We start from the raw sequence: 24,972 nt of genomic DNA, 5'->3' as shown, positions 1-24,972 counted from the left end.
TGGGCGCCAACCTGCAAGGGGCGTCAGTGCAATTGCGCTTCGGCCAGCGTCGCTGTCCTGGGAATCAGTGTGGCATCCCAATGGCTGATTCCCCAGTCGAGGACCTCCCGCGGCGTGCCCTGTTCCAGTGCCGCCGGCGGGCGTTGCCCCAGCGTACGCAGGGCGCGCATCAGCAGGGGCGTGGCCTGGTCGGCCGCCAGCGGTGGCGAACGGTAGGACTTGCCGAGCTTGTGACCGTCGGGCTGGATGATCAGCGGGACGTGCAGGTAACGCGGCTGCGGCAGCCCGAGCAGCTCCTGCAGGTAGAGTTGTCGCGGGGTGGAGTCCAGCAGGTCGGCGCCCCGCACGATATCGGTCACGCCTTGCCAGGCGTCGTCCAGCACCACCGCCAGTTGGTAGGCGTAGAGCCCGTCGCGGCGGCGGATCACGAAATCGCCGGCTTCACGGCCCAGGTGCTGCTGGAACGGGCCTTGTACCCGGTCCTGGAAGCGGTAGGTCAACTCCGGTACGCGCAGGCGGATGGCGGCATTGTCGATGCCGTGGCCGAGGTTGCGGCACAGTCCCGGGTAGATGCCGTGGTAGGCCTCCAGGTCCTTGCGCGAGCAGGTGCAGGCGTACGCCAGGCCTTGGCTGAAGAGGCGCTCGAGCACCTGGGCATAGGCCTCGTGGCGTTCGCTCTGGCGGACCAGTTCGCCGTCCCATTCGAAACCGTAACGCTGCAGAGTGTCGAGGATCGAGGCCTGGGCGCCGGGGACTTCGCGCGGCGGATCGAGGTCTTCCATGCGCAGCAGCCAGCGCCCGCCGACCGAGCGTGCGTCCAGGTACGAGGCCAGTGCGGCGACCAGCGAGCCGAAGTGCAGGTGGCCGCTGGGGGTAGGGGCGAAGCGGCCGATATAGGCGGAAGTGGCAGTCATGGTTCGCAGATTACTGGACAATCCGTAGGCGGTGGACGGCGCCGGCGGCGCAAACGAAAACGGAGCGTTCGCACGCTCCGTTTGCTCAGGCATCGGCGGGGATTACTTGCCGACCTGTTTTTCCTTGATTTCCGCCAGGGTCTTGCAGTCGACGCACATGTCGGCGGTCGGTCGGGCTTCCAGTCGGCGGATGCCGATCTCGACGCCACAGGACTCGCACCAGCCGTACTCTTCGTCTTCGATGAGCTGCAGGGTCTTGTCGATTTTCTTGATCAGCTTGCGCTCGCGGTCGCGGGCACGCAGTTCGAGGCTGAATTCCTCTTCCTGACTGGCTCGGTCAGCCGGGTCGGGGAAGTTGGCCGCTTCGTCCTTCATATGATCAACGGTGCGGTCGACTTCATGCATCAACTCCTGCTTCCATTTCTGCAGGATCTTGGTGAAGTGTTTGCGCATGGGCTCGCCCATGTACTCCTCGCCCTGGCTTTCAACATAGGGTTCGAAGCCGCCGATCTTTGGCTCAATGCTTTGCTGCTTTGCTTGGGTGGGCATGAATGGACCGCCTCTACTCTTCTAATCCATTGCGCAGGATTTCAACATCACCGACACCTGCCGGCCCTGCGGCTGCAAGCGGGCGAACTTACCAGATCGAATCGGGGTGCGCTACTCCCGGTTGTCGAGGCTGGGTTTGTCGGGTCGAACGCGTGACTGAACTCTCCCTGTTGGTAGGAGCGAGCCAATGTATGCCGGATGGAAGACGTCAGCTTCGTGAAATAATGGTTAATTGTTTATTTTAGTCAATCTTCCGGGAAGCGTAGGATGCGTTAAATATTCCGGGTTGCCCGAGGTTGGGTAGAATCGGTGTTCGCCCATTTCCCCGTCGAATCAAGGTAGGCCAATGGCTCAGCACTACAGCGCGCGCAGTCGCGCAATCGAACCGTTTCATGTGATGGCCCTGCTGGCGCGCGCCAACGAGCTGCAGGCGGCCGGGCATGATGTGATCCACCTCGAGATCGGCGAGCCGGACTTCACCACCGCCGAGCCGATCATCCGCGCCGGCCAGGCCGCCCTGGAGGCGGGCAAGACTCGTTACACGGCGGCGCGCGGGCTGCCGCAACTGCGCGAGGCGATCTCGGGTTTCTATCAGCAGCGCTACGGGCTGGCGATCGACCCGCAGCGCATCCTGATCACGCCGGGCGGTTCCGGTGCCTTGCTGTTGACCAGCGCCCTGCTGGTGGACCCCGGCAAACACTGGCTGCTGGCCGATCCGGGCTACCCGTGCAACCGGCACTTCCTGCGGCTGGTGGAGGGTGCGGCGCAACTGGTGCCGGTCGGGCCGGAGGTGCGCTATCAGCTGACGGCAGACCTGGTGGAGCGTCATTGGGACCAGGACAGTGTCGGGGCCCTGGTGGCATCGCCGGCCAACCCTACCGGTACCCTGTTGACCCGCGACGAGCTGGCATCGCTGTCGGTGGCGGTCAAGGAGCGCCATGGCCACCTGGTGGTGGACGAAATCTATCACGGCCTGACTTACGGCTGCGACGCGGCCAGTGTGCTGGAAGTCGATGACAGCGCCTTCGTGCTCAACAGCTTTTCCAAGTATTTCGGCATGACCGGCTGGCGGCTGGGCTGGCTGGTGGCGCCTCCGGAGGCGGTGGCAGACCTGGAAAAACTCGCGCAGAACCTCTACATCAGTGCGTCGAGCATGGCCCAGCATGCGGCGTTGGCCTGTTTCGAACCCAATACCCTGAGCATTCTCGAAGAGCGCCGGGCCGAGTTCGCCCGGCGTCGGGACTTCCTGTTGCCGGCGTTGCGCGAATTGGGTTTCGGGATCGCCGTGGAGCCGCAGGGCGCCTTCTACCTGTACGCCGACATCAGCGCGTTCGGCGGCGATGCCTTCGCGTTCTGTCGTCATTTCCTTGAAACCGAGCACGTGGCCTTTACCCCGGGACTGGACTTCGGGCGCCACCTGGCCAGTCATCATGTGCGGTTTGCCTACACCCAGAGCCTGGAACGACTGGAACAGGCGGTGGCGCGGATTGCCCGGGGCCTGCGGACCTGGCAAGGCTGATGCGTTTTCCTCCTGACCTCGAAGAAGGCCGTCTGATCCAGCGCTACAAACGTTTCCTGGCGGACATCGAAACCGCCTCCGGCGAGTTGCTGACGATTCACTGTCCCAATACCGGCTCGATGCTCAACTGTATGGTTCCGGGCGGGCAGGTCTGGTTCAGTCGTTCCAACGACCCCAAGCGCAAGTTGCCCGGCACCTGGGAAATCGGCGAGACCCCGCAGGGGCGGCTGGCCTGCGTGAATACCGGACGGGCCAATCCCTTGGTCGAAGAGGCGCTGCGGGCTGGGGTCATCCGCGAGCTGGACGGCTTTACCGGCCTGAAGCGCGAGGTGGCCTACGGTCAGGAGAACAGTCGGATCGATTTTCACCTCGACTACCCGACAGGTCCGGCGTTTGTCGAAGTCAAAAGCGTCACCCTAGGTTTCGACGGCACGGCGGTTGCGGCCTTTCCGGATGCGGTCACCCAGCGCGGTGCCAAGCACCTGCGCGAGTTGGCGGTCCTGGCGCGCGAAGGTGTGCGGGCGGTGCAGCTGTATTGCGTGAACCTGACCGGCATCGAGGCGGTGCGTCCGGCCGAGGAGATCGATCCGGGCTATGCCGCCGCCCTGCGTGAAGCGGTGGCGGCCGGGGTCGAGGTGCTGGCCTATGGGGTGAGCCTGACGCCGCAGGAGATCCGCGTCGATCGCCGTTTGCCGGTGCTCCTCTAGAGAGAGCAGTTCAGGACGCCAGCCAGATGCCCCGGGCGTCTTCCGTGCAGGGTATCGCCAGCAGTGATTGTCCGGCGCAAGGCCCGGCCACGCACTCGCCGCTTTCAATCAGGAACAGGGCGCCGTGGGTCGCGCATTGGATCAGGCTGGCGCTGGGGTCGAGAAACTGGTCGGGTTGCCACTCCAGGGCGATACCCCGGTGCGGGCAGCGATTCTGGTAGACGTAGACCCGGCCCTCACGGCGTACGGCCAACAGCGGTTGACCTTCCACGACAAAGCCACGACTGCCGTTGTCGACCAGGGTGTTCGAGTCGCAGAGAAATTTCATGCTGATCCTTGGGGATGGTGGGCGTAGGGTATTTCTTGTTCTGATGTGGGCTAAGTCCTTGTCATGGGCTGGCACCTGCGTTGGCCAAGGCGAGTCCTTTATTGTGGCCCCCATAGCGTATTTCGCGCCATCCGGCTGCCCAAGGCTGCCGAGGAGGCGTCTCGGACGCTCGTCACGTTTATGCAACGATCCGGGTTGGGGTGAATGATGAAGCAGATGAATGAAGCAGATCAGCAACTGGCACGTCAGGCCATCGGCCTGCTCGACTTGACCTCGCTGAGCGGTGATGACGATGCCGAGCGCATTATCGCGCTATGCCGGCGGGCGCAGACACCTTTCGGCCCGGTGGCGGCGGTCTGCGTTTTTCCCCGTTTCGTCGCCCTGGCGCGGCGGACCCTCGATAGCCTGGGCGGGCAGGCGATCCGGGTCGCCACGGTGGTCAATTTCCCCCACGGTGGGGCCAATGTCGCCTCGGTTGTCGCTGAAACCCTGGAGGCGATCGATGCCGGTGCGAATGAAGTGGATCTGGTCTATCCCTACCGTTCATTGTTGATGGGCGACGCGCAGACCGGCTTGAGCATGGTTGCCGCCTGCCGTGATACCTGCGCGGGACGCGCCCGGCTCAAGGTGATCCTGGAGACCGGCGAACTGCGCGATCCGCAGATGATCCGCCAGGCCAGTCAGGACGCGATTGCCGCCGGCGCCGATTTTCTCAAGACCAGTACCGGCAAGGTGCTGGTCAACGCCACCGAGCAGGCCGTGCGCATCATGCTCGAAGCCATCGCCGAGCGTGGCGGGCTGGTGGGGTTGAAAGCGGCCGGCGGCATACGCACGTTCGACGACGCGCGCACCTATATCGAACTGGCGCGTTCGCGCTTCGGCACGGCCTGGATCAACGCCGACCATGTGCGGCTGGGGGCCTCGGGATTGCTGGATGAACTGCTGGCGCAACTGGAGTGCCCGGTGGGCGGGGAGGCGTGACGCGCCTTGATGGCCGGCGTTTCGAGCGGGCAAAAAAAGACCCGGCAAAAAGCCGGGTCAATAACCGTGATTAGCCTGATGAGGAGATAATCGGAGAGTCCGAACCAGGGCCCTCCAGAAAATCCAACCGATCTCGCGATCAGTTGTGATAATCATAGTGATTCTCATTTGTAAGTCAACGTCTTTTTATCGACCGCTCGTCCAGGCTGTGACGCTGGGCGAACGGTCGGCGCGGGGGAGGTTCAGCGAGCGGCGTTGGCGGCATTCAAGCGCGTCACTTCCTTGTTCAGCAGGTCGATGCGCCGCGCCATGCTTTCGATCAGGCTGTGAGCGATGCGCGGGTTGCTCTGGGTCAGGCTGAGGAACTGGTCCTTGGGGATCAGCATGACGGTGCAGGGCTGGCTGGCAATCACGGTGGCGCTGCGCTTCTCGCCGGTGAACACCGCCATGGCGCCGAAAATCTCGTCCTTGGGCACATCGCCGACCTTGTGGCCGTCGACAAAGGCCTCGGCGTGCCCGTCGGTGATGATGAACACATGATCGGCATCGTCGCCCTGGCGGATCATCACCTCGCCGCTCGCCACCTGCTGGAAACCGTTGCTGCTGCGAAACTCCGGCTGTTTCAAGCGCGAGACGGCATCTGAGAGCAGCGCCGTCTGGCCGATCAGGTAACGCAACAGCGCTTCGGCGCGGGCTTCATCGGCGTAGATATGGGCGAAGACCTCGGCGCGCCGATAGGGGATCAGGCGCAGTGGGTTGTCACTGCTCAGGACGCAGCGCGGCCAATCGATGCCCTGGCGCAGCCCGACCAGATCGCCTTCGTGCAGATAGAACAGCGCACGCTCATCGACCCGGGCATGCAGCAGGCCACTGTCGATCAGGAAAAGTTGATCGTCCTGCAGCAAGGCGCCCAGGTTGTCGGTTTCTTCAAGCTCCAGGGGTTGTGCACAGGGGCTCAAGCCTTTGAGCAGTTGTGCCGGGATCGCCTGCAGACGATTGATCAATTCATCGGCGTAGGCCGGTTGCTCCCCGAGTAAATACATGCCAAACCTGCGAAATCAGTTTTTATGACGCGACGATATCGCGTCCAACTGTTTATTCAAGGCTTCTTTGCGTTCTTGAGGGATATCGTTCCAGTGAATGTCCATCAAGGCCCCTTCGATGGCGTACAACAGTACTTTCGATGCGCGAAATCCGCGGGTCCTGACCGCGCGGTAGGCATCAACCGCTCCCAGTCGACGCAAATCCGATGCGCTGTGGATACCCACCGCGTGCAGCCATTGCGCCGAAGTCTTGCCAAGGTTTTTCAGGTGTTGCAGTTCATCGTTCATCAAGCCTCCTTGCGACGGCCGAATGCTGCGTGGACGAAAGTAGGCAAGCCTGAAAAGAGTGTAGCGGTCAGCAGGAAAAGCGTGGTTCTTTGCTCGGCGTTGGTGCAAATGCTTCTAAGCCACGGGGCAGGGGGAGGCGCGTAGAGGCGAAAGGGCGCACGACAGGTACTTTGTCCGGGCGTGAGTGAGCCTAGGGACAGACAGTGCAGTCCCCTTGGGAGCCGCGAGGATTAGACGCTGTAACGCAGTCGGGTACCGAACTGCATCGACATGAGGATCTCGGCGGGGCTCAGTTCCACCGGGAAGTAGGCACCGGAAATCTGTGCATGGGCCACGCTGGCACCGATCAGGATGGATTTCTGGAAGTCCACGCCGCGCAGGTCGGCGGAGCGGAAATAGGCATCGGTGAAGTCGATCCCGTCGGCGTTCAGTTCACGCAGGTCCAGGCCGCGGAAGTCACCGCCGCGCATATCGATCGGGCCGTCCTTGGGACGTGCCTTGTTGAAGCCTGCAATGTCATCCTTGTGCAGCAGGGCATACAAGGGCGAATCGAGCAGCTTGGGATGGCTCATGGGGCGTCTCCTGTTGGATTTATGGCGCCAGTATAATGCCACTATGTTTCAGCCGTGAAGCACTTGCGGCCCCACGGCTGAAATACTTTCCTACAGGCCTGGCAGGCGCTGGCGAATCTGCTCGATCAGGGCGTCGAGGCTCCCGCTTTCATGGGTTTCGACGCGCTTGGTGCGCAGGATTTCATCGGCGCCGAGGGCTTCGCGGCTGGCCTGTTGGGCGGCGATCACTTCCAGTGTGGCGTCGGAGGGGTCGACGGCATCGGCCTGACGCTGTGCCAACCAGTTTTCGATCACGGCTTGTGGGGCGTTGCAGTCGAGGATCAGGCAAGGCGCGCCCGTGGCTTCGGCGACCTTGGCGGCGGCATCGCGTTGTTCGCGCTTGAGGTAGGTGGCATCGATCACCACCGGGAAGCCGGCACGCAGGACGCTGTCGGCGATTTCATGCAGGCGCTGATAGGTGCTGACGCTGGCGTCGCGGCTATAGATGCCGTCGCCAACCCCGTTCTCGACCTGCTGGTCGCCGAACAGGCGCTTGCGCTCCACGTCCGAGCGCAGTCGCACCGCACCCAGTGCTTCCACCAGGCGCAGGGCGACATGGCTCTTGCCGACGGCGGAGACGCCGCTGGTGATCGCCAGGAAGCGCGAAGGAATGGTGCTGTAGCTTTCCGCCAGGTTGGCGTAGTTGCGGTACTGGCGCATGCTGCTGGCGCGTTGTACCGGGTCCTCGGCCGACATGCTGAACAGCGCGACCTTGGCGCGCACCAGGGCGCGGTAGGCCTTGTAGAAGTTCAGCAGGGCCAGGCCCTGGTAGTCGCCGGTCAGTTCCAGGTACTGGCTGATGAAACGTCGGGCCAGGCTCTTGAGGCCGCGGTCTTCCAGGTCCATCGCCAGGAAGCCGGTATCGGCGTAGACGTCGGTGAAGCGGAAGGGTTCGTTGAACTCGATGCAGTCGAAGATCACCACCTTACCGTCGATGACGGTGGCGTTGCCCAGGTGGATGTCACCGTGGCATTCACGGATGAAACCCTCGGCCTTGCGCTGGGCCAGCAGCGGCTTGAGGCGCTCGAAGCTGGTCTCGGCCCAGGCTTGCAGGGCGTCGAGTTGCTGCAGGTCGGCCTTTTCGCTGAGGAACGGGCGGATCTGTTCGAAGTTCTGGCGGACCGGGTCCATGACCGCTTCCGGGGTGCCCTGGTAGTGCGCCTTCGGCACTTCGGGGGCGTTCTGGTGGAAAGCCGCAATCTGTTGGGCCATGGCATCGATGTGCGCGGTGGTCAGTTCGCCGTTGGCCTGCAGGGTGCTCAGCAACTGGCTCTGCGGGAACTGGCGCATTTTCAGCGCGTATTCGATGGCCGGGCCGGTGCCGCCGAGTACGGGGGCCTCGGCGCTGCCGGTGATCGGCAGGACTTCCAGGTACAGATCGTCGGTCAGGCGCTGGTTCAGGCGCAGTTCTTCAGCGCAGAAGTGCGCGCGCGCGGACAGCTCGGTGAAGTCGAGGAAACCGAAATTGACCGGCTTCTTGATCTTGTAGGCATAGGAACCGGTGAGCAGGACCCAGGAAATATGGGTTTCGATAACCTGGAACCCGTCCACCGGATGGGGGTAGAGGGCCGGGTTTTGCAGGGCGGTAATCAGGGACTGGCTCACTGGCGATCCTTCAGAAGGCGGTAAATTCAAGTCGGTCATTATGGCTGTTGAAGGCGTTGGTGCAAACCGCCGGACGTGCATGTTGATCATCAATAAAGTGCGTATAATCCGCCGCCATGACTCGTACCCGATCCCCCCGTTCCCGTCCCAAATCCAAACCTTCCGCTGGTCGCCTGCGTCCCTGGCTTGGCTGGGTGATCAAGCTCAGCTTGGTCGGCCTCGTCGTGCTCGCCGGTTTTGCCGTCTACCTCGATGCGGTGGTGCAGGAGAAGTTCTCCGGCAAGCGCTGGACCATTCCGGCCAAGGTCTATGCCCGGCCGCTGGAGTTGTTCACCGGTCAGAAGCTGAGCAAGGAAGATTTTCTCACCGAACTCAATGCCCTCGGTTATCGCCGCGAAGCCGTGACCAACGGTCCGGGGTCGGCGCAGGTCAACGGCAATACCGTGGACCTGAACACCCGTGGCTTCCAGTTCTATGAAGGCATGGAGTCGGCCCAGCCGGTGCGCGTGCGCTTCTCCGGCGACTATGTGGCCGAGCTGTCCTCGCTCAATGGTGCGAAGCTGTCGGTGGTGCGCCTCGAACCGCTGCTGATTGGCGGCCTGTACCCGAAGAACCTCGAAGATCGGATCCTGATCAAGATCGACCAGGTGCCGCCATACTTGCTCGACACCCTGGTCGCGGTCGAGGACCGGGATTTCTATCATCACTTCGGCGTCTCGCCCAAGTCGATTGCCCGGGCCCTCTGGGTCAATACCTCGGCCGGCCAGATGCGCCAGGGCGGCAGTACCCTGACCCAGCAGTTGGTCAAGAATTTCTTCCTGACCAACGAACGCAGCCTGAGCCGCAAGCTCACCGAGGCCATGATGGCCTTGTTGCTGGAGCTGCATTACGACAAGAAAGAGATTCTCGAGGCCTACCTCAACGAGGTCTTTATCGGCCAGGACGGCCAGCGCGCGGTGCACGGCTTCGGCCTGGCCAGCCAGTTCTTCTTCAGCCAGCCGCTGGCGGAGCTGAAGTTGCATCAGGTGGCCTTGCTGGTGGGCATGGTCAAGGGCCCGTCCTACTACAACCCGCGGCGCTCCCCGGAGCGGGCGCTGGAACGGCGTAACCTGGTGCTCGACCTGCTGGAACAGCAGGGCGTGGCGACCGCCGAGCAAGTGGCGGCGGCGAAGAAAATGCCGTTGGGGGTGACCACCCGCGGCAGCCTGGCGGACAGCTCGTTCCCCGGTTTCCTCGACCTGGTCAAGCGGCAACTGCGTGAAGACTACCGCGACGAAGACTTGACCGAGGAAGGCTTGCGCATCTTCACCAGCTTCGACCCGATCCTGCAGATGAAGGCCGAGGCGTCGGTTGACGACACCTTCAAGCGTCTGGCTGGTCGCAAGGGTGGTGACGATGTCGAGGCGGCGATGGTAGTGACCAACCCGGAAACCGGTGAGGTCCAGGCCATGATCGGCAGTCGCCAGGCCAGCTTCGCCGGTTTCAACCGGGCGCTGGATGCGGTGCGCCCGGTGGGCTCGCTGATCAAGCCGGCGGTCTATCTGACGGCGCTGGAGAAACCCAGCCAATACACGCTGACCAGTTGGCTATCGGACGAATCCTTCTCGGTGAAGGGGGCCGACGGCCAGATCTGGAAACCGCAGAACTACGACCGGCGTTCCCACGGCACGATTTTCCTCTATCAGGGCCTGGCGCACTCCTACAACCTGTCGACCGCCCGACTGGGCCTGGAAGTCGGCGTGCCGAATGTCCTCAAGACCCTCGGGCGCCTGGGGATCACCCGCGAGTTCCCGGCCTTCCCTTCGATGTTGCTGGGGGCCGCGAGCATGACGCCGATGGAAATCGCGACCATGTACCAGACCTTGGCCAATGGCGGATTCAATACGCCGATGCGTGGTATTCGCAGCGTCCTGACGGCCGAGGGCCAGCCGCTCAAGCGTTATCCGTTCCAGGTCCAGCAGCGCTTCGATCCGGGGTCGATCTACCTGATCCAGGCGGCGATGCAGCGGGTGATGCGTGAGGGTACGGGGAGCGGGGTTTACAATGTACTGCCCAAGACCCTGACCCTGGCCGGCAAGACCGGTACCAGTAACGACTCGCGTGACAGCTGGTTCGCCGGTTTCGGCCAGGACCTGCTGGCGGTGGTCTGGCTCGGTCGCGACGACAACGGCAAGACGCCGTTCACCGGCGCCACCGGTGCCTTGCAGGTCTGGACCAGCTTCATGCGCAAGGCCGATCCGCTGCCATTGGATATGCCGCAGCCGGATAACGTGGTCCAGGCCTGGGTCGATCCGCGCACCGGGCAAGGCTCCGATGGCAATTGCCCGGGGGCGGTGCAGATGCCGTATATTCGCGGCAGTGAACCGGTGCCCGGTGCGGCATGCGGTGGCGCTGCGCCTACGCCGGCCACGGAAGTAATGGATTGGGTCAAGGGCTGGTTGAATTGAGCGAAGAGGATTTGACGTGAACAAGTGGTGGATTCCAGCTTTTGCAGCGCTGACCGTGCTGGGCGGTTGTTCCAGCGTGCCGCGGGGTTCGATCCCGGTGGTCGATTCGGGGACGGCGGTCTCCAATAACGAACGGATCTCGTCCACGGGCGGTTTCCGCAAGACCATTGTCAAAGGGCAGGTGCCAAGCCAGACCCAGGCGGTTCCCCAGGATTCCGGCGTGGTGGTGATGGTTCCGGGCGGTGGCGCGGCAACGTCGGCACCGATCAGCACCGAACCGTTCACACCGGGGCCGATTACCCCGGGCCCGGCGAACAACGCGCCGATCCAGACTGCGCCGATCGACTCTGGTGCCTATAACCAGGGCGCTTACAATCAGAGCACTTACAATCAGGGTGCCTACAACCCGGGCGCCAATCAGGGCACCTACAATACGCCGAGCCCTGTGGCGCCGAGCGGTATTCCGTCCAACAACAACAGCGGCGGCCTGTCCGCTGACGAGCAACTGGACGGACCGGTGCTGGCGCTGTTGACCACGGCCCAGCAGCAGCAATCCAGCGGCGACCTCAATGGTGCCTCGTCCAGTCTCGAGCGTGCCCAGCGCGTGGCACCGCGTGAGCCGCAAGTGCTCTATCGACTGGCCCAGGTGCGCATGGCCCAGGGCGATGCGCCGCAGGCCGAGCAACTGGCCCGGCGTGGCCTGAGCTTCGCCAACGGACGTCCGGACTTGCAGGCCAACCTCTGGGGCATCATCGCCCAGGCGCGGGACAAGCAGGGTGACGCCGCGGGTGCTGCGCAGGCCCGGCAGAAGGCCCAGGGCGGTTACTGATGGATGCGCGTTTTCCGTTGATTGCCGAGCAACTGCTGCTGATCGAGCGGGAGTTGCGCGTCCAGGGTTGTTGGGATGAGGTGTCGCCCAGTGCCGAGGCCCTGGCCAGTGTCGAGCCGTTCAGCGTTGATACGCTGGAATTCGAACAGTGGCTGCAATGGATTTTCCTGCCGAGGATGAAGGTCATCCTCGAGCGGGATCTGCCGCTGCCCAATGCCTCCGGGATTCTGGCCATGGCGGAAATGGTCTATGCCCAGCGGCCGGGGCAGGGGCGGGGACTGCAGCGGTTGCTGGCGCAGTTTGACCGGTTGATTGCAGAGACGCGCTGATAGATGTGGGAACCGGCAAGCCGGCTCCCACAGTGTGCTTACGAGCAGTTTTCCTCGATGTTCTTGCGCGTCTCCTTCAGTCGCGCCTGGCGCTCCTCTTCGCTCAGGCGACGCTGTTCGCCATTGACCTCTTCGCGCACCCGCGCATTGTTTTCCAGTTGGGCCAGGTTGGTCCGCACCTTCTCGCAATACGCCTTGCGGGCGACTTCCTGATCGGCAATCTGTTTCTTGACCTTGGCATCCACGGCCTGCTGGTCACCCACCGGCGTGCTCGCTGGCACGGCCGGACGCGGTGGTGGCGCGGGCGCATTGCCGATCGCCGGCGTCACCACCGTGGCCGCTTGCCCGGTTGGCGGTTGTGCGTCGAAATGCGTCACGCCCTGGGCGTCGACCCATTTGTAGATCGGACCGGCCTGGCATAGGGGGACCAAGGCGAATAACAGGCCCGTCATCAGAATGCTTCTACGCATCAGGTTTCCTTGTCAGACAATGCGATAAGCAACGTAGCACATTCCCCTGGGAAAGGTTTTCTTCTGCGTTGTCATGCGCTTAGTTCGAAGAAAGCTCACAAGATGACTTGACTTAGGCGGGGCGAATCAGAACAATCCAAAGTCCGCTGTAGAGGGGCTGCCAGAAGCAGGCCCACTCGGCAGATCATGAGGCGCACATCCGCGCCGACCTGTTACACCCGCAACGCGTTACCTCGCGCTGGGTGGGAAACCCCCGCAACATTTGGGGCACTCCCAATACTTGCTCAGTCAGTGCTGACGTAGTCGGCGACCACCGTCGCTCATGCTCTGCCGAGAAGTAAACCTATTAAGACCCGTCTCCAGTGTCTGTGGACGGTATTCTGGCGTTTTAGAGGTGAACAACGTGGAGCTTTTATCTGGCGGTGAGATGCTCGTCCGCTTCTTGCGTGACGAAGGCGTCAAATATATCTACGGGTACCCGGGTGGTGCTCTTCTTCATGTCTACGATGCCCTGTTCAAAGAACCGGAAGTGACCCACATCCTGGTTCGTCACGAGCAGGCCGCGACCCATATGGCCGACGGCTACGCCCGTGCCACCGGTAAAGCCGGCGTGGTCCTGGTGACCTCGGGCCCAGGCGCCACCAACGCGATTACCGGTATCGCCACGGCCTACATGGACTCCATTCCGATGGTGATCATCTCCGGTCAGGTGCCGAGCACCCTGGTCGGTACCGATGCGTTCCAGGAAACCGACATGATCGGTATCTCCCGGCCGATCGTGAAGCACAGCTTCATGATCAAGCACGCCTCGGAAATCCCGGAAGTCATGAAGAAGGCGTTCTACCTGGCGCAATCCGGTCGTCCTGGTCCTGTCGTTGTCGATATCCCGAAAGACATGACCAACCCGGCCGAGAAGTTCGAATACATCTTCCCGAAAAAAGCCAAGCTGCGTTCCTACAGCCCGGCGGTACGGGGGCACTCCGGGCAGATTCGCAAGGCGGCCGAAATGCTCCTGGCGGCCAAGCGTCCGGTGCTCTACTCGGGCGGCGGGGTGATCCTCGGCGGCGGTTCCGCGCCGCTGACGGAACTGGCGAAAATGCTCAACCTGCCGGTGACCAACACCCTGATGGGCCTCGGTGCCTTCCCGGGCACCGACCGGCAGTTCGTCGGCATGCTCGGCATGCACGGCAGCTACACCGCCAACCTGACCATGCACCACGCCGATGTGATCCTGGCCGTGGGCGCGCGCTTCGATGACCGGGTGATCAACGGCGCCTCGAAGTTCTGCCCGAACGCCAAGATCATCCACATCGACATCGACCCGGCGTCGATCTCCAAGACCATCAAGGCAGACGTGCCGATCGTTGGTCCGGTGGAGAGCGTGCTGACCGAGATGGTCGCGGCCCTGAAGGAAATCGGCGAGACGCCGAACAAGGAGTCGGTGGCCAGCTGGTGGAAGCAGATCGACGAATGGCGCGGTGATCGCGGCCTGTTCCCTTATGACAAGGGCGACGGCAGCATCATCAAGCCGCAGACCGTGATCGAGACCCTGTGCGAAGTGACCAAGGGCGATGCCTACATCACCTCCGACGTGGGCCAGCACCAGATGTTCGCGGCGCAGTACTACAAGTTCAACAAGCCCAACCGTTGGATCAACTCCGGCGGCCTGGGCACCATGGGCTTCGGTTTCCCCGCGGCCATGGGTGTGAAACTGAGCTTCCCGGATGCCGACGTCGCTTGCGTCACCGGCGAGGGCAGCATCCAGATGAACATCCAGGAGTTGTCGACGTGCCTGCAGTACGGCCTGCCGGTGAAGATCGTCAGCCTGAACAACGGCGTGCTCGGCATGGTGCGCCAGTGGCAGGACATGAGCTACGGCAGTCGTCACTCGCACTCGTACATGGAATCGCTGCCTGACTTCGTCAAGCTGGTCGAGGCCTATGGTCACGTCGGCATCCGTATCACGGATCTGAAAGACCTGAAGCCGAAGATGGAAGAAGCGTTCGCCATGAAGGATCGCCTGGTGTTCCTCGATATCCAGGTCGACACCAGCGAGCACGTCTACCCGATGCAGATCAAAGACGGCTCCATGCGCGATATGTGGCTGAGCAAGACGGAGCGTACCTAACATGCGGCACATCATTTCCCTGCTTCTGGAAAACGAACCTGGCGCTCTGTCCCGTGTGGTTGGCCTGTTTTCGCAGCGCAACTACAACATCGAAAGCCTGACCGTGGCCCCGACCGAGGACCCGACCCTGTCGCGTCTGACGCTGACCACCGTGGGGCATGACGAGATCATCGAGCAGATCACCAAGAACCTGAACAAGCTGGTCGAAGTGGTCAAGCTGGTGGACCTGTCGGAAAGCGCTCACATCGAGCGCGAGCTGATGCTGGTCAAGGTCAAGGCCACCGGCGCCCAGCGTGCCGAGATCAAACGCACCACCGATATCTATCGTGGGCAGATCGTCGATGTCAGCGCCAGCGTTTATACCGTGCAATTGACCGGTACGAGCGACAAACTGGACAGCTTCATCCAGTCGATCGGGACGGCCTCGATTCTGGAAACCGTACGCAGCGGCGTCACCGGGATTGCCCGTGGCGACAAAGTACTGAGCATCTAATCTTAATTTAGCGAATGGCCTGAACGGCCTGGATATAAAGGGGAATTTCATGAAAGTTTTCTACGATAAAGACTGTGACCTGTCGATCATCCAGGGCAAGAAAGTCGCCATCATCGGCTACGGCTCCCAGGGCCACGCGCAAGCTTGCAACCTGAAGGACTCCGGCGTTGACGTGACTGTCGGCCTGCGTAAAGGTTCGTCCACTGTCGCCAAGGCTGAAGCCCATGGCCTGAAAGTGACCGACGTGGCCAGCGCCGTTGCCGCTGCCGACCTGGTCATGATCCTGACCCCGGACGAATTCCAGTCCCAGCTGTACAAGAACGAAATCGAGCCGAACATCAAGAAAGGCGCCACCCTGGCCTTCTCCCACGGCTTCGCGATCCACTACAACCAGGTTGTGCCACGTGCCGACCTCGACGTGATCATGATCGCGCCGAAGGCTCCAGGCCACACCGTACGTTCCGAGTTCGTCAAGGGCGGCGGTATCCCTGACCTGATCGCGATCTACCAGGACGCCTCGGGCAACGCCAAGAACGTTGCACTGTCCTACGCCGCCGGCGTGGGTGGCGGTCGTACCGGCATCATCGAAACCACCTTCAAGGACGAGACCGAAACCGACCTGTTCGGCGAACAGGCCGTTCTGTGCGGCGGTACCGTCGAGCTGGTCAAGGCCGGTTTCGAAACCCTGGTTGAAGCCGGCTACGCGCCGGAAATGGCCTACTTCGAGTGCCTGCACGAACTGAAGCTGATTGTTGACCTCATGTACGAAGGCGGTATCGCCAACATGAACTACTCGATCTCCAACAACGCCGAATACGGCGAGTACGTGACCGGCCCTGAAGTCATCAACGCCGAATCCCGCCAGGCCATGCGCAACGCTCTGAAGCGCATCCAGGACGGCGAATACGCGAAGATGTTCATCAGCGAAGGCGCTACCGGCTACCCATCGATGACCGCCAAGCGTCGTAACAACGCCGCTCACGGCATCGAGATCATCGGCGAGCAACTGCGCTCGATGATGCCGTGGATCGGTGCGAACAAGATCGTCGACAAAGCCAAGAACTGAGTTGACGTTCAACCCGTGCCCAACCCCTGGGGTTGAGCGCGGGAAGAGCTTGCACACACAAACGCCCCGACTTGTCGGGGCGTTTTGTTTTGTAACATAAAGCCTTTGTGTCGGACGTTGAACAATTCAGGCAAAGGACGTAATTTGCTTACATGTAAGATTTTTCGGAAGATCGATGCCCCGTAGAAAAGCACCGGATGACCAGGCCTTACCGGGCGACAAGCCGGCTGACACATCGTCATTGCCTTCCAAGGCCAAGACGACGGCTGACTATGTTCGCGACATGCGCACGCGCTTGCGCGAAGCGGGTCTGGTGAAACGGGAGTTCTGGATTCTCCCCGAGAATGCGGCGGCCCTGCGGGGTATCGAAAAGGCGTTACGCCAACCCTTCCTGGGTGAACGGATCAAACTGGAGGCATTCATGACTGAGAACATCAACTGGACGATCAACTCGCTGCACAAGGCGCTGGCGGAGCTGGAGGTCGTGACCCATGGCGAAATTGCCCTGACCCTCGCCGAGAATGCAGAGCAGAGCCTCAAGCTGACCATGACCGAGTTCGGCGACCTGCCGCTCTACCTCGCGGTGTCCGGCGACCAGATCCTGGTGGACGCGACCCTGGTGGAGGTCAGCCGGGTCAAGGATCCGACCGTCTTCAACAGCCTGGTGCTGCGCAGTCGCGACCTGTTCCCGCTGTCCTCCGTGGGCATCGAGCGGGTCGGCGATGGCACCGAGGTCTACTGCATGTTCGGCGCGCTGAGCGCGGCTTCCACGATCACCGTGATCGTCCAGGAGATCTACACCCTGGCGGAGAACGTGATCCGTGCGGTGGAAGCCTTTGAAGACCACATCCACGTTTAATGAAGTCCCCAAGGAGTTTTCGATGAGTATCTGGAAGAAAGTCATGACCGCCATTCGCGGCGGTGTTTCCGAGGTGGGCGAGAGCATCGTCGACGCCAACGCCATTCGCATCCTCGAGCAGGAACAGCGCGACGCCGAGAATGCCGTGGCCAAGGCCAAGAACGGCCTGGTGGACATCAAGGCCCGGCACAAACTGTCGCAACAGCGCCTCGACGGCCTGAACAACGACATCGCCAACTGGGAAGGCAAGGCCATGGCCGCGCTGGACAAGGGCCAGGAAGGCCTGGCTGGCGAGTGCGCCAACAAGGTGGCCGAGATCGAGGCCCAGCGCGACCAGGAGAAAATCCTGGCCGATCAGTTCGGTGCCCAGGTGCAGATGCTGCAAGCCCAGTTGAGCAAGGCGGAAAGCCAGATCAAGGGGTTGAAGCAGCAGGTCGAGATGGCCAAGGCCCGCGAGACGGTGCAGCAGGCACGCGTTGCCACTGCGGCAGCCACCGGCGGGGCGAACGGCAAGCTGGAAACGGCGGTCGGTTCGCTGGCGCGGATCAAGCAGCGCCAGGACGAGCGGGACGCCAAGCTGGATGCCGCCCAGGAAGTGGCCGACGGGGCTAATGGTGGCGATCTGGAGCGCCGTCTGCAGGAGGCCGGCATCGGGGCCAAGTCGGGCAGTGGCAGTGATGTGCTGGCGCGCTTGAAGGCCCGGCAGAATCCTGGCTCGGGCCAGTAAGCAACGGTCACAGGGCAAGCGCGTGAGCGCCTTGCCCTTTTTGCCGTCTGGAAAACCGGCGGGATAGCCGGTTGTCGCGACAGGAAGGAGAGGCACGATGAGTTGGATCAAGCGCGTCATGGGGTTCGAGGCACCGAAGCCTGCCGCGGACGCGAACCCGGTAGCACAGGGCAACCCCTTGGGGTTGGCCTCGGGGCGGATGCTCTGCCTGGACCGTTCCTTGAAACTGTTGCTCGAGGGGCAGTCCCATGTGGTGGTGCCTGATGACGAGAAGGTCTGGGCGGTAGGTGACATCGATCTCGGGCAGTCGATGCGCCTGCAACGGTTTTACCTCGACAACGAAGATTACTTCCTGCAAATGGTCATGAACGGGCCTGCAGCCGAGGACATTCAGGACATCATCCTGTTCGGCTATCACGACGTCACCACGATCAACAGCAAGGAACAATTGCTGAGCCTGACCGGCCCCAACGCGAAGATCGGCATGCCGGTCTACGAGCTCGAGGGCGAGGAATATGGGCGGCAATGGGGGAGCGAAGACGGGCAGACCGAACTCACGCCCCTGCAGGAGTTCGTCAGGAGTCCGGACGGCGCCTACTCGATCAAGCACCTGAGCATGCTTTATGCGCGGGAGATCGGCCTGCTCAACCGCCGGGAGTTCCTGCTGTTTTCGGTCGAGGAAGACGAGGAGGGGGTGATCACCCTGTCCACCGCCGTTGGCGTGACGCTGCAAATCACAGATATCGAAGTTCTCTGACAAGGAAATCATCATGCTCGATGCGCTGCGCATCTCGCTCAACGCCACCGCGGTATTCGGCTTCATCATCTATATGGCGGTGGCGGCTGTTCTGTTCGTGCTCTTTCAGTTCATCTACACCTGCCTGACGCCCCACAAGGAATTCACCCTGATCCGCGAGGGCAATAGCGCCGCCGCGGTCGCGCTGGGCGGTTCGTTGGTGGGGTTTGCCCTGCCGGCCAGCAATATCATCGCCAACAGTATCAGCGTCGTGGACGTCGTCGTCTGGGTACTGATCGCGGCCGTGGTGCAGTTGCTGGCGTTTGCCGTGACCAGCCTGGTGCTCAAGGGGCTGTCCGCGCGTATCGTGCGTGGCGAGATGGCGGCGGCGATCTATTCGGCGGCGGTGGCCATCAGCGTCGGCTTGCTGAATTCGGCCTGCATGACACCGTCGGCCTGAGCCCAGGGCAAGGATAAGGATCATTCGATGAGAACCCGTAGCTGCGTAACACTGGTACTGGCCGGCACCTTGCCGTTGGCGCTTTCCGCCTGCGGTGCATCCCAGGACAACGTTGAGGTGACTTCGAAGAGCAACTTCAAGTCGGTCGAGGAATGTGTGGGGGCGAAAGTGCCGGTGGAGGTCTGCTCCGACGCCTTCATGCAGGCGCTGGCCGATCACCGGCGTATCGCGCCGACCTATGACGACCAGGCTTCCTGTGACAGCGATTTCGTCCCCGGCTATTGCCAGGTCACCCCGGACGGCAAGTACATGCCGAAGATGGGCGGCTTCGAACTGGCGATGTCCGGTGAGGTTCCACGCAAGGAGCTCGAACAGGCCCAGCAACAAGCGTCCGCACAGTCGGGCGGCAACTCCGGTGGTGGTGGCAATGGCGGGCTGCTGACCGGGCTGTTGCTCGGCAATCTGCTCAGCAACAGCGGTGGGGGCGGGCGCTACTATTCACAGCCGATCTATGACAGCCGCGATGACCGCGGTTCCTATACCAGTTCGACGTTGTCGCGGCAGATCGAGCAGGGCAAGTCGTTCAGTCGTTCGACCCAGGCCCGCAACAGTTCCACCAACACCTACACCCCGACCACCCTCGGCAAGAGCCTGGGCAGCGGTTCCGGCTCGGTTTCCTCGACGGTCTCGCGTGGCGGATTCGGCAGCCAGGCCACCGCGCGCAGTGGCTGGGGCGGCAAGAGCAGCAGCAGCTTCTTCAGTTCCGGCGGTTGAGGAGAACAGCCAGGGTGAAAAAGATCGGTATCGAAGAACGCCCGCACTGGCGCGAAAGCGTCGAACGCGAAGGCTTCGGTTTCCACACCATCGGTGGCGAGCGCTATTGGGATGAACGAGGTTATTACCTGTTCACCGAGGAGCAGATCACCCGGGACCTTGAAGCACCGACCAAGGCGCTTCACGACCTGTGCCTGGATGTGGTCGGGCGCGTGGTGGACAGCGAAGAACTGCTGACGAGCCTGGCCATACCGCCGGCGTTTTTCGATCTGGTCCGCGACTCCTGGAAACAAGGGCATCCGCATTTGTATGGCCGTTTCGACCTTGCCTATGACGGCAGCGGTCCGGCCAAGTGCCTGGAGGCCAACTACGACACCCCAACCAGTTTGCTCGAAGCCGGTTCCGTGCAATTGCTCTGGCTTGAGGAGCAGATCGCCCGGGGGGTGCTGCCGGCGCATGCCAACCAGTTCAACACCCTGGCCGAAGATCTGGTCAGGGCCTTCGCGGCGTTTCCACCGGGCGGGGCGTTCTACTTCTCGGCCATGTCAGGTTCGGAGGAGGATCGTGGGACCACGGACTTCCTGCGCAAGATGGCGGCGCATGCGGGTATCGAGGCGCGCCATATCGATATCGAAGACATCGGCCTCACGGCGCAGGGTCGCTTTGTCGATCTGGATGGGCAGTGGATCGAGCGGCTGTTCAAGCTGCATGCCTGGGAACATATCTTCCACGAGGCGTTCGGCCAGGCGGTGCCGGGCTGCGACACCCAGTTTATTGAACCGGCCTGGAAATCCATTGTCAGCAACAAGGGCATATTGCCGTTGCTGTGGAAATTCCATGAAGGGCACCCCAACCTGCTACCCGCCTATGTCGACCAGAACCCGCAGTACCCCGTGCCCAAGGGCTGGGTGCGCAAACCGTTCTTTTCCCGTGAGGGCGCGAACATCGAGATCCGTACCGGCGACGACCGGGTGGTGGCCGAGGACGGGCCTTACACCGATGCACCCTATATCCTGCAGGCGTTTTCCCCGCTGCCGAAGTTCGGCGACAGCTACACCGTGATCGGCTCCTGGGTGGTGGGGGATGTGGCGTCGGGGATCGGCATTCGTGAAGACGATAGCCTGATCACCAAGGACAGCAGTCGATTCCTGCCGCATGTGGTCCTGGATTGATTGACCTGGCTCCTGGGTTTTTCCGCAGGCAGGGACGCTTCTGGTATAAAGCGGGATCGTTTTGCGCTCCCATAGCGGTCGCCGAGTGCTGTTGAAACCATTCATTTAGCTGCAAGGTAATGTCATGACTGAACGTCCCGAAGAGCCCGGTCAGGTCTCCGACGCCGAAAGCCTGCTGCCCATCGACGAACATGTCGAAGAAGGGCATGACGCCAACGGCCAGAAAGTCCGCCATCGCGGTATCTATCTGTTGCCGAACCTTTTCACCACCGCCAACCTGTTCGCCGGTTTCTACGCCATCATCAGTGCCATGAGCGCGCAGAACGCCGCCAGTGCGGGTGACCCTGCGGGGGCGAGCAAATATTTCGCGTTTTCCGCCATCGCGATCTTCGTCGCCATGGTGCTCGACGGCCTCGACGGTCGCGTGGCGCGCATGACCAATACCCAGAGTGCCTTCGGTGCCGAGTATGACTCGCTGTCCGACATGGTGGCCTTCGGTGTTGCGCCGGCACTGCTGGCATTTGGCTGGGCGCTGGGTGACATGGGCAAGGTCGGCTGGATGGTGGCCTTCATCTATGTGGCTGGCGCGGCATTGCGTCTGGCGCGCTTCAATACCCAGGTCGGCACCGCCGACAAACGCTACTTCATCGGCCTGGCCAGTCCAGCGGCGGCCGGCGTGGTGGCGGGTACTGTCTGGGCATTCAGCGACTACGGGATCCAGGGGTCGAAGATGTCGTTCCTGGTGGCGCTGCTGGTAGCGGCGGCCGGGATGCTGATGGTCAGTAACATCAAGTACAACAGCTTCAAGGAGCTGGATCTCAAGGGGCGCGTGCCGTTCGTGGCGATTCTCGCCGTGGTGCTGGTGTTCGCCGTGGTGTTCAGCGATCCGCCGCGCATCCTGCTGCTGATTTTCCTCGCCTATGCGGCCTCCGGCCCCATCCAGTACCTGTTGCGTCTGCGTCGGCACAAAGCCGGCGAGTGATGTAATTTCCCGCAGACTCCGTAGTCTATTGGTGCATCAGTCCTCCAATGCTACGGAGTTGCCATGTTCATCAAGCTTCCCAAACGATCCGATTGCAAAGAGTCGGACGTCACGCCTGAATCCCTCTATCTCTCCCGTCGTACCTTGCTCGGTGCCTCCGTCGCCGGGTTGGCGCTCGGCAGCTTGCCGCGTTGGGCCAGTGCCGCCGAGGCGGCGCGGTATGCCGATGTAGAGGCGGGGAATGCGCCCTCGTGGTTTGCCGGGAAACTGCCCGGGACCCAATGGGGTGCGGTGACGGTCAAGGGGGAGGCGATTACGCCGTACAAGGATGCGACCCACTACAACAACTTCTATGAGTTCGGCACCGACAAGGGGGATCCGGCGCAGAACGCCGGTTCGCTGAAGACCGAACCCTGGTCGGTGGTGGTGGACGGCGAGGTCGGCAAACCGGGGCGGTATGCCCTGGAGGACTTCATGAAGCCTTATCAGTTGGAGGAGCGGATCTATCGCCTGCGCTGTGTCGAGGCCTGGTCCATGGTGATTCCCTGGATCGGCTTTCCCGTCTCGGCGTTGCTCAAGCAGGTCGAGCCGACGTCGAAGGCCAAGTACATTCGTTTCGAAACCCTGCAGGACCCCAAGAGCATGCCGGGCCAGCGTTCCGGTTTCGCCCTGATCGACTGGCCTTATGTGGAAGGGCTGCGTCTGGACGAAGCAATGAATCCCTTGGCGATTCTGGCGGTGGGCATGTATGGGCGAGAGCTGCCCAATCAGAACGGTGCGCCGTTGCGTCTGGTGGTGCCCTGGAAGTACGGGTTCAAGAGCGTGAAGTCGATTGTGCGTATCAGCCTGGTGGAGGAGCAGCCCAGGACCACCTGGCAAAGCATTGCCGCGGATGAGTATGGCTTCTATGCCAATGTGAATCCTACCGTCGACCATCCGCGCTGGACCCAGGCACGGGAGCGGCGCTTGCCCAGTGGTCTGTTCAGTCCCAATGTGCGCGAGACGCAGATGTTCAACGGCTACTCGGATGAGGTCGCTTCTTTATATGCCGGTCTCGATCTGCGGAAGAACTACTGATGCGATATCCGTTCTGGCGCGTGGGTGTCTTTATTGCCGCGGCGATCTGGCCGCTGCTCTGGTTGTATCAGGCCTGGAGCTTTGCCCTGGGACCGGATCCGGGAAAGGTCCTGGTTGATCGGCTGGGTTTGGGGACGCTGGTCCTGTTGTTGGTGACCTTGAGCATGACGCCGCTGCAGAAGCTCACTGGCTGGCCGGGCTGGATCGCGGTGCGGCGTCAATTGGGCTTGTGGTGTTTTGCCTATGTGCTGCTGCACCTGGCCGCTTACCTGGTGTTTGTGCTCGAGTTGGACTGGTCGCAATTGGCGGTCGAGTTGCGCAAGCGGCCCTACATCATTGTCGGTGCGCTGGGGTTCCTCTGTTTGTTGGCGCTTTCCGTGACGTCGAACCGTTACAGTCAGCGTCGCCTGGGTACGCGCTGGAAGAAGTTGCACCGCCTGGTCTATGTGATCCTGGGGTTGGGGCTGCTGCATATGTTGTGGATCGTGCGGGCCGATCTGAAGGAGTGGACGGTATATGCCTCTATAGGTGCGCTGCTTATTGCGTTGCGTATCCCTGTAGTGACACGTCGAATTCCCCGTCTTGTGGCGCGAAAACCGCTCGCATGACAGAAAAGTGAAATTAACGGTTGACGGCAAATCCTACAGGTCTATAATTCGCCCCACTTCCGGCGCGGTCGAAACGGAAAAGCCTTTGAGATTCAATGAGTTACGAAGGTTTTTAGGTTTGGGTCAAGCGGTTCGCTTCAGTGTATCGAAGCCCAGAAGGAGCTGAAACGGCAGCGTGTTTTCGCCGGTTCAGCGGTTCGATCCTCTCGATCGAAAGCGGTGTAAAAGAGGTGTTGACAGCAGCGTGTAACGCTGTAGAATTCGCCTCCCGCTAACGAGAGATCGGAAGCGCAAGTGGTTGAAGTTACACGGGAAACCTTGAAAACTTCTGAAAATAATCACTTGACAGCAAATGAGGCTGCTGTAGAATGCGCGCCTCGGTTGAGCGAACAGCTCACCAACCGCTCTTTAACAACTGAATCAAGCAATTCGTGTGGGTGCTTGTGGAGTCAGACTGAATAGTCACTAGATTATCAGCATCACAAGTTACTCCGCGAGAAATCAAAGATGTAACCAACGATTGCTGAGCCAAGTTTAGGGTTTTCTCAAAACCCAAAGATGTTTGAACTGAAGAGTTTGATCATGGCTCAGATTGAACGCTGGCGGCAGGCCTAACACATGCAAGTCGAGCGGATGAGAGGAGCTTGCTCTTCGATTCAGCGGCGGACGGGTGAGTAATGCCTAGGAATCTGCCTGGTAGTGGGGGACAACGTTTCGAAAGGAACGCTAATACCGCATACGTCCTACGGGAGAAAGCAGGGGACCTTCGGGCCTTGCGCTATCAGATGAGCCTAGGTCGGATTAGCTAGTTGGTGAGGTAATGGCTCACCAAGGCGACGATCCGTAACTGGTCTGAGAGGATGATCAGTCACACTGGAACTGAGACACGGTCCAGACTCCTACGGGAGGCAGCAGTGGGGAATATTGGACAATGGGCGAAAGCCTGATCCAGCCATGCCGCGTGTGTGAAGAAGGTCTTCGGATTGTAAAGCACTTTAAGTTGGGAGGAAGGGCATTAACCTAATACGTTAGTGTTTTGACGTTACCGACAGAATAAGCACCGGCTAACTCTGTGCCAGCAGCCGCGGTAATACAGAGGGTGCAAGCGTTAATCGGAATTACTGGGCGTAAAGCGCGCGTAGGTGGTTCGTTAAGTTGAATGTGAAATCCCCGGGCTCAACCTGGGAACTGCATCCAAAACTGGCGAGCTAGAGTATGGTAGAGGGTGGTGGAATTTCCTGTGTAGCGGTGAAATGCGTAGATATAGGAA

Annotated in this window: 26 protein-coding genes and 1 rRNA gene (1 of these 27 only partly in view); 19 read left to right on the top strand and 8 right to left on the bottom strand. The window is 61.4% G+C overall.

Features of this window, described 5'->3' with window-relative positions; all coding sequences use genetic code 11:
- Nucleotides 1-23: 23 nt before the first annotated feature.
- On the bottom strand, nt 24-914 hold the full coding sequence (gluQRS, locus tag NUH87_RS14050) for a tRNA glutamyl-Q(34) synthetase GluQRS (protein WP_338526456.1): 891 nt from the start codon (nt 912-914) through the stop codon (nt 24-26).
- 102 nt (nt 915-1,016) lie between these two features.
- Nucleotides 1,017-1,463: an RNA polymerase-binding protein DksA gene (dksA, locus tag NUH87_RS14045; RefSeq protein WP_040064153.1), complete on the bottom strand. Its 447-nt coding sequence runs from the start codon at nt 1,461-1,463 to the stop codon at nt 1,017-1,019.
- A gap of 346 nt (nt 1,464-1,809) precedes the next feature.
- On the opposite strand from dksA, the gene NUH87_RS14040 reads away from it, so the two are divergent.
- Entirely contained in the window at nt 1,810-2,982 is a 1,173-nt protein-coding gene (locus tag NUH87_RS14040) for a pyridoxal phosphate-dependent aminotransferase (protein ID WP_338526454.1), read from the top strand.
- Complete coding sequence (gene sfsA / locus NUH87_RS14035) at nt 2,982-3,689, top strand: DNA/RNA nuclease SfsA (protein ID WP_338526453.1); 708 nt, start codon at nt 2,982-2,984, stop codon at nt 3,687-3,689. The genes NUH87_RS14040 and sfsA overlap by 1 nt, the downstream gene beginning before the upstream one ends.
- 10 nt (nt 3,690-3,699) lie before the next feature.
- On the opposite strand, the gene NUH87_RS14030 is transcribed toward sfsA, so the two are convergent.
- Nucleotides 3,700-4,017, bottom strand: a complete 318-nt coding sequence (locus NUH87_RS14030; protein WP_338526452.1) for a Rieske (2Fe-2S) protein — start codon at nt 4,015-4,017, stop codon at nt 3,700-3,702.
- Nucleotides 4,018-4,224: 207 nt separating this feature from the next.
- Here NUH87_RS14030 and deoC point away from each other — a divergent pair, with 207 nt between their 5' ends.
- On the top strand, nt 4,225-4,998 hold the full coding sequence (deoC, locus tag NUH87_RS14025) for a deoxyribose-phosphate aldolase (protein WP_338526812.1): 774 nt from the start codon (nt 4,225-4,227) through the stop codon (nt 4,996-4,998).
- Nucleotides 4,999-5,240: 242 nt separating this feature from the next.
- Here the strand turns inward: deoC and NUH87_RS14020 are convergent, their stop codons facing one another.
- From NUH87_RS14020 to NUH87_RS14005, 4 genes are all read right to left on the bottom strand, one after another.
- Nucleotides 5,241-6,041 carry a cyclic nucleotide-binding domain-containing protein gene (locus tag NUH87_RS14020; protein ID WP_338526450.1) on the bottom strand — a complete coding sequence of 267 codons (801 nt, stop codon included), beginning with the start codon at nt 6,039-6,041 and terminating at the stop codon, nt 5,241-5,243.
- Between the two features lie 15 nt (nt 6,042-6,056).
- A complete protein-coding gene (locus NUH87_RS14015; protein WP_100939569.1) occupies nt 6,057-6,329 on the bottom strand; it encodes a TfoX/Sxy family protein in 273 nt (90 codons plus the stop codon).
- 230 nt (nt 6,330-6,559) lie between these two features.
- Nucleotides 6,560-6,901, bottom strand: coding sequence for a pentapeptide repeat-containing protein (locus NUH87_RS14010; protein ID WP_040064163.1), 342 nt, complete (start codon nt 6,899-6,901; stop codon nt 6,560-6,562).
- 90 nt (nt 6,902-6,991) lie between these two features.
- Entirely contained in the window at nt 6,992-8,545 is a 1,554-nt protein-coding gene (locus tag NUH87_RS14005; RefSeq protein WP_338526446.1) for an AAA family ATPase, read from the bottom strand.
- Nucleotides 8,546-8,661: 116 nt separating this feature from the next.
- On the opposite strand from NUH87_RS14005, the gene mrcB reads away from it, so the two are divergent.
- From mrcB to NUH87_RS13990, 3 genes are read left to right on the top strand one after another with little or no spacing between them, the layout of a single operon-like run.
- Nucleotides 8,662-10,992, top strand: a complete 2,331-nt coding sequence (gene mrcB, locus NUH87_RS14000; protein ID WP_338526444.1) for a penicillin-binding protein 1B — start codon at nt 8,662-8,664, stop codon at nt 10,990-10,992.
- Nucleotides 10,993-11,008: 16 nt separating this feature from the next.
- A complete protein-coding gene (locus NUH87_RS13995) occupies nt 11,009-11,821 on the top strand; it encodes a tetratricopeptide repeat protein (RefSeq protein ID WP_338526442.1) in 813 nt (270 codons plus the stop codon).
- Nucleotides 11,821-12,150, top strand: a complete 330-nt coding sequence (locus NUH87_RS13990; protein WP_338526441.1) for a YqcC family protein — start codon at nt 11,821-11,823, stop codon at nt 12,148-12,150. Before NUH87_RS13995 ends, NUH87_RS13990 begins: the two co-directional genes overlap by 1 nt.
- 38 nt (nt 12,151-12,188) lie before the next feature.
- On the opposite strand, the gene NUH87_RS13985 is transcribed toward NUH87_RS13990, so the two are convergent.
- A complete protein-coding gene (locus tag NUH87_RS13985) occupies nt 12,189-12,620 on the bottom strand; it encodes a DUF4124 domain-containing protein (protein WP_338526439.1) in 432 nt (143 codons plus the stop codon).
- 403 nt (nt 12,621-13,023) lie between these two features.
- Here NUH87_RS13985 and NUH87_RS13980 point away from each other — a divergent pair, with 403 nt between their 5' ends.
- From NUH87_RS13980 to NUH87_RS13920, 13 genes are all read left to right on the top strand, one after another.
- A complete protein-coding gene (locus tag NUH87_RS13980; RefSeq protein ID WP_040064198.1) occupies nt 13,024-14,748 on the top strand; it encodes an acetolactate synthase 3 large subunit in 1,725 nt (574 codons plus the stop codon).
- 1 nt (nt 14,749) lies between these two features.
- A complete protein-coding gene (ilvN, locus tag NUH87_RS13975) occupies nt 14,750-15,241 on the top strand; it encodes an acetolactate synthase small subunit (RefSeq protein ID WP_040064172.1) in 492 nt (163 codons plus the stop codon).
- A 49-nt stretch (nt 15,242-15,290) separates the two neighbouring features.
- Nucleotides 15,291-16,307: a ketol-acid reductoisomerase gene (gene ilvC / locus NUH87_RS13970; protein ID WP_040064174.1), complete on the top strand. Its 1,017-nt coding sequence runs from the start codon at nt 15,291-15,293 to the stop codon at nt 16,305-16,307.
- Nucleotides 16,308-16,590: 283 nt separating this feature from the next.
- Nucleotides 16,591-17,166, top strand: a complete 576-nt coding sequence (locus NUH87_RS13965) for a YjfI family protein (RefSeq protein WP_422393941.1) — start codon at nt 16,591-16,593, stop codon at nt 17,164-17,166.
- Between the two features lie 22 nt (nt 17,167-17,188).
- Nucleotides 17,189-17,893, top strand: a complete 705-nt coding sequence (locus NUH87_RS13960; RefSeq protein WP_338526435.1) for a PspA/IM30 family protein — start codon at nt 17,189-17,191, stop codon at nt 17,891-17,893.
- Between the two features lie 97 nt (nt 17,894-17,990).
- Entirely contained in the window at nt 17,991-18,650 is a 660-nt protein-coding gene (locus tag NUH87_RS13955) for a DUF2491 family protein (RefSeq protein ID WP_338526433.1), read from the top strand.
- Nucleotides 18,651-18,663: 13 nt separating this feature from the next.
- Nucleotides 18,664-19,089, top strand: coding sequence for a DUF350 domain-containing protein (locus NUH87_RS13950; protein ID WP_040064179.1), 426 nt, complete (start codon nt 18,664-18,666; stop codon nt 19,087-19,089).
- A 27-nt stretch (nt 19,090-19,116) separates the two neighbouring features.
- Nucleotides 19,117-19,863, top strand: a complete 747-nt coding sequence (locus NUH87_RS13945) for a DUF1190 domain-containing protein (protein WP_338526431.1) — start codon at nt 19,117-19,119, stop codon at nt 19,861-19,863.
- A 14-nt stretch (nt 19,864-19,877) separates the two neighbouring features.
- Nucleotides 19,878-21,035, top strand: a complete 1,158-nt coding sequence (locus tag NUH87_RS13940; RefSeq protein WP_338526430.1) for a glutathionylspermidine synthase family protein — start codon at nt 19,878-19,880, stop codon at nt 21,033-21,035.
- A gap of 124 nt (nt 21,036-21,159) precedes the next feature.
- The gene (pssA, locus tag NUH87_RS13935) at nt 21,160-22,017 is read left to right on the top strand and encodes a CDP-diacylglycerol--serine O-phosphatidyltransferase (RefSeq protein ID WP_040064183.1); all 858 of its coding nucleotides are present in this window, start codon (nt 21,160-21,162) and stop codon (nt 22,015-22,017) included.
- 63 nt (nt 22,018-22,080) lie between these two features.
- Nucleotides 22,081-23,094: a protein-methionine-sulfoxide reductase catalytic subunit MsrP gene (gene msrP, locus NUH87_RS13930; RefSeq protein WP_338526429.1), complete on the top strand. Its 1,014-nt coding sequence runs from the start codon at nt 22,081-22,083 to the stop codon at nt 23,092-23,094.
- On the top strand, nt 23,094-23,702 hold the full coding sequence (msrQ, locus tag NUH87_RS13925) for a protein-methionine-sulfoxide reductase heme-binding subunit MsrQ (RefSeq protein ID WP_338526428.1): 609 nt from the start codon (nt 23,094-23,096) through the stop codon (nt 23,700-23,702). Before msrP ends, msrQ begins: the two co-directional genes overlap by 1 nt.
- A 564-nt stretch (nt 23,703-24,266) precedes the next feature.
- A 16S ribosomal RNA gene (locus NUH87_RS13920) occupies nt 24,267-24,972 on the top strand; it runs 831 nt beyond the window's last position.

The sequence above is a fragment of the Pseudomonas batumici genome (genome assembly GCF_036585405.1).
Classification (GTDB): Bacteria; Pseudomonadota; Gammaproteobacteria; order Pseudomonadales; family Pseudomonadaceae; genus Aquipseudomonas; species Aquipseudomonas batumici.
This window is presented reverse-complemented; position numbering and strand designations above follow the sequence as displayed.